Here is a 4,189-nt window from a genome sequence, read left to right as displayed (position 1 = left end):
GCCCCAATTACCCCCGTTGAACTGGGACTACGGCTCAGATCCGAACCAAATCCATCCACATGAATGTCAGGAGAGCCAATTACTTTAGTGGCCCGGCGACCTACGGACCAGATGGACTTCACCTTTGTACGGAGAGCGCCTATGATTGGGGCCGCTACGGTCCTGTGAGTTTCTGCGGTCAGGATGTTCCTCTCGTGAAGGTAATTGTCACTGCGGCGGGTTATTGTTTGGTAGGAGGATACGCCGCAGTGACCGTGGGGTCGGACAAGGTCAGCTCCAATGGAGCTTTGTTTGCCATTGGATGCGGCAGTGCCGAGGCGCTAGGATGGTGGAAGACTGTGGTTGATGCTTTTCCCACTCCAATTCATATTGTGCATCCGGGAGGAGTGTCGGCCAATGGGTAGAATCTCTGAATACTCTCGAGATAGGTTGTTTCGTTGGCTTTTGGTGAACGCCGCAGTTGTAGTAGTGCTTGACTCGGTTCTGCGCTTTGAGCCATGGCTTACGAGCCTTGCTATCGTAGGACTGGTGTTCATCAGGGAACCCGGCTCGTACAAAAGGTTCTACAACAGGCTCAAGCTCCAACTTTCAGGTCACCCCACGGGCTCAAATACCAGTTGCGAACCTGATCACTGAGTATGTGTCGGACACTTGATGACTCGATAAAACGCCTCCAGTGAAACGTAGTCGAGTGTGGGCCTAACCTCACTCCGTACCAACCTCACCGTTCGGAGTCCCCAGCAATTGCTGCACAATCCCACCCTCGCCGAAAATCTTCTCGCGCTTTGGAAGTGACTGCGATGGCTCGGAGAGGGTAAATTTGGTTCCCCCTCAAGCACCGCCCCCGCCAACGCGGTCTTGACTCGGTGCCAGGTAAGTAACAGCGTTGCGCTCAGGATGGGATCAAGTCGTTCAGCTAGCTCGGAGATAGACGAGGGAACTCGATGGATCGCTGCAAGCGTGGATGCGGGGAACTTTGGGATTTCCATCGTCCGTAGTCCCAACCGTTCGGCCACATCTCGGCGGTTGTCGTACCAGAATGGTTGTGCACGATAGGAGCACTGGAAGAGCGGACGAACCACGGCCACATGTCTCGAATCGATAGCGGTGAGCATTCCATTGTCCATGCTGGTAAAGAGACCATCATCATCTGCCCCGTTCTCAGTCCGATCAGCGTTGATCGCCAAGGACCAGGTTGCTCGCGGCTCTCGTCCAAGCGTTGCCAAAACCATGGGAAACTCGTCGAAGATGCGAACCCCGCTTGCAGGAGTATTCACGATCACATACTCTGCATCGAGCAATCCGACTGCCTTGCCCAATAGCTCCATCCCAGCCTCATCCATGAGACTCGATAGATCGACGCTTGCCACTCGAACCTTTGGGTGAGAGCTGTATTTGGTCCCAAGTGAGGGGGAGTGTTCATCACCCTCAAGGCTGGCAACCGTGTTCCCTCCCTCGCGTAGCGCCTCCACCATCAGGATCGCAAGCGTGGACTTGCCGACTCCACCCTTTGCGCCCGTTGAAAAGATCAGCTTCTTGTCGGTCTCCATATCCGTATCCTCCGTTCAAGGTGTTACCAATACATATAGGCCACTTTTCCGATCCTCTTCAACGACAGCCAGATCGAATTGCTAGTGAACGGTCGCGAGTGTGTGTATCCACTCGTGCAACGCATCCACAGCAGCGACCGACAGCCGGTCACGAGCAAAGGCACACACAGCGCAAAGTTCGACCTCGTTGGCGTGATCTAGCACCCATGCGTCGCATGCCTCGATACAGCCCCTTCGCCACCTAGTCACGTCCGCGATTAGCACCAGCGCTACATCAAACGGGTCCGTTCCAGAAGCCGTAAACCACCCATGCCGTAGTCCGATGTTCTCATTGTCGCTGATGGAGAAACCCAAAACGGTGTCGAAGATCCCGCCAATATCGGACTCGAACCATCCCCAATCGGGACTCAGCCATACGGTATCTACGCTGATCGTCCAGTTCGGTTCGTTATCGATTGTGACGCGGCTATTGAGCATCACGGTCGGAAAATCGAAGACTCGCCCAAGGTCTCGCTGTCCAATGATGTCGTCCATCAGCGGATTCTGTCGACAGAGCTCGCCAATGCGATAGTGTTCCCAAGCAGCTAGACACTCAGGTGAGCAGCAGCCACGCTCGTGGTGCCACTCGTTCGCGCCCACGCCGCTCGTATCGATCTCTTTCCCACATTCGATGCAATGCACGATGTTACCTCATTGTTGTCGCCCAATTAGGACTTATTGGCGCTATCGAAGAGAACCGGTAGTGACTCCACTACCGGTTCGATCTTTTGTTGTTATTCCGCTATCGTGTTCTGCACTGACGCCGCGAGGTGTTTGACCAGTAGTGACGCCTCGGATCGGGTCAGATCTCTGAGAGTGGTGATCCCATGGCCGACAATTTGGGCTACGTACTCGGGTCGAAGCTCACGAGCGATGCTGAGCGCGTCAAAGTACTCTTTGATCGCGTTGATCTGTCCATCGACCGCAGGGGCGTTGCCCGCATCTACTGGCGTTGTCTCTGCCACCGGGGGAGTGATCTCACCCTCGCCATCAACCACCGACAGTGTGGCCGCCTTGGCCGCCGTCGGGCTCGCCTCGGCTGAGGCTACGGTGTTCGTCCTGGACCTTCTTGCGCCAGTTGGAGCACTACTTGGCTCCTGTGACGCCTGAGCCATCTCATCAACGGTGTAGAGACCCGACAACTCCTGGGGGAACGCTTTGCGTAGAGCAAGAGCCTCCGCGCACTTAGCGAGTTGATTGTCACCCGCCTTTTGTCCCAACACGACACTGCTCCCAAGAAGAGCTCCGGGGGTGACTGTTGTTACTCAGTCGTGCCAGGCTTCCACCGGTCCGGGGAGGTCAACAGAGTCTTCACCTTAGGGTCCCTGTTGCCACTTATTCTCATCGCTGATCCTGGCAATTGAATTGGCATAGAATCGGCTACCGAGCTTCGGATATCGGAGGAGTGGGTCGACACTCTGAACCATAGGTTTCCGATACTCCCGACGTCGACCCAAATCTGTTCGGCGCACCGGGGCACCAGGGCCGCCGGCATGTAACAGCTCGTTCCGATGGATGGTGAGCTCACTGCTCCAGATCATCCAGCGCTCGGTAGAGAGCCCTGCACCGTCGGTGACGAAGAGCAGCGTCCCAATGAGTGGGTGACGGAACTCCTTGAGAAGCAATGGCTCAAACATACAAAACTCACGAGTTGGAAGCTGAATCTCGACGTCCTCGATCCTCTGGACGCCGGCATGTTGTGCATCCTCCCTGATGGAGGGGTCATCGATGGTGGTATAAAGCGGCTGATCTCCCTGGACACTGAGCCTTGGAGGTAGAAGTCGAGTCCAGGTCCGCTCACGGAGAGGCACATGATACTGGGGGAGCTGTTCAAGAAAATGGTCTGGGGGCATGGGCTCATCGATCATTGACCCCAAACTCGAAGTTTGGAAGCCTTCAGCGCCGTAATCATCGCCACCCTTGATGTTGGTGAGGGTCTGACTCAGCGGCAAAGAACCGATTAGACCGTAGAGCAAGTAGCCGAAAACCTTGAATTCTAGATCGGTAGCCTCCTCTGGGTCGATGCCTAGCTCCTCAATGCGATGCTGGTGCTGGAGATAGGCAAGTCGATTCGTGATGATGTGTGAGACGGTCGTGTAGGAGATGAAGAACAGTCGAACGTCACGCTGATCCGGGCCGGGTTCCAAGGTGCTTCGCACCGGGCTTAACGCTCGGTAGAGCCTAAAGAAGCCTACGTCGTAAACATAGAAGGCGTATGCATCTCTGTCTTCTAACCCTCCCACCACCTTCACGTACTGATGTGACGGTGGACTCTCGATAAATTGGCGGTACCGCTCTCGATCACGATGGCGTGCCTCTACTTGATCACCAAGACTCCACAAGTTCACTCTCCCTCACCGGTCCAACCGGACCCTCCAAGTGTGGTGTTGACCCAATTGGGGCACTCATACTGCTTTGTGCCATTTGGTTCTCGGCAATAGGCAGTAACCACTCCAATGTCGCCTTGGCCGCTGGGCATCATGTGTATTCTCGCTAACTTTGCCACCCATTCTCGCTGAAATCTGCCACCTGTTATCGCTGAAATCTGCCACCCCCTAGGAGGGTGCGAGAGGGACTGGTTGTAGTGTATCGCTAATCGG

The 4,189-nt window shown here is 55.3% G+C and carries 3 protein-coding genes and 1 pseudogene; all 4 read right to left on the bottom strand.

Features of this window, described 5'->3' with window-relative positions; all coding sequences use genetic code 11:
* Positions 1 to 629: 629 nt before the first annotated feature.
* The gene (locus M7Q83_RS13870; protein ID WP_298340149.1) at positions 630 to 1,550 is read right to left on the bottom strand and encodes a hypothetical protein; all 921 of its coding nucleotides are present in this window, start codon (positions 1,548 to 1,550) and stop codon (positions 630 to 632) included.
* Between the two features lie 81 nt (positions 1,551 to 1,631).
* Positions 1,632 to 2,231 carry a hypothetical protein gene (locus tag M7Q83_RS13865; protein ID WP_298340146.1) on the bottom strand — a complete coding sequence of 200 codons (600 nt, stop codon included), beginning with the start codon at positions 2,229 to 2,231 and terminating at the stop codon, positions 1,632 to 1,634.
* Between the two features lie 458 nt (positions 2,232 to 2,689).
* A pseudogene (locus M7Q83_RS14415) lies at positions 2,690 to 2,791 on the bottom strand (recombinase RecT); the annotation flags it as partial.
* 114 nt (positions 2,792 to 2,905) lie between these two features.
* The gene (locus M7Q83_RS13855; RefSeq protein WP_298340140.1) at positions 2,906 to 3,937 is read right to left on the bottom strand and encodes a hypothetical protein; all 1,032 of its coding nucleotides are present in this window, start codon (positions 3,935 to 3,937) and stop codon (positions 2,906 to 2,908) included.
* Positions 3,938 to 4,189: the final 252 nt, after the last annotated feature.

Origin of the sequence: Ferrimicrobium sp. (genome assembly GCF_027364955.1) — a bacterium.
GTDB lineage: Bacteria > Actinomycetota > Acidimicrobiia > Acidimicrobiales > Acidimicrobiaceae > Ferrimicrobium.
Note: the sequence above shows the minus strand (reverse complement) of the source record. Positions and strands in the feature narration are given on the sequence as shown.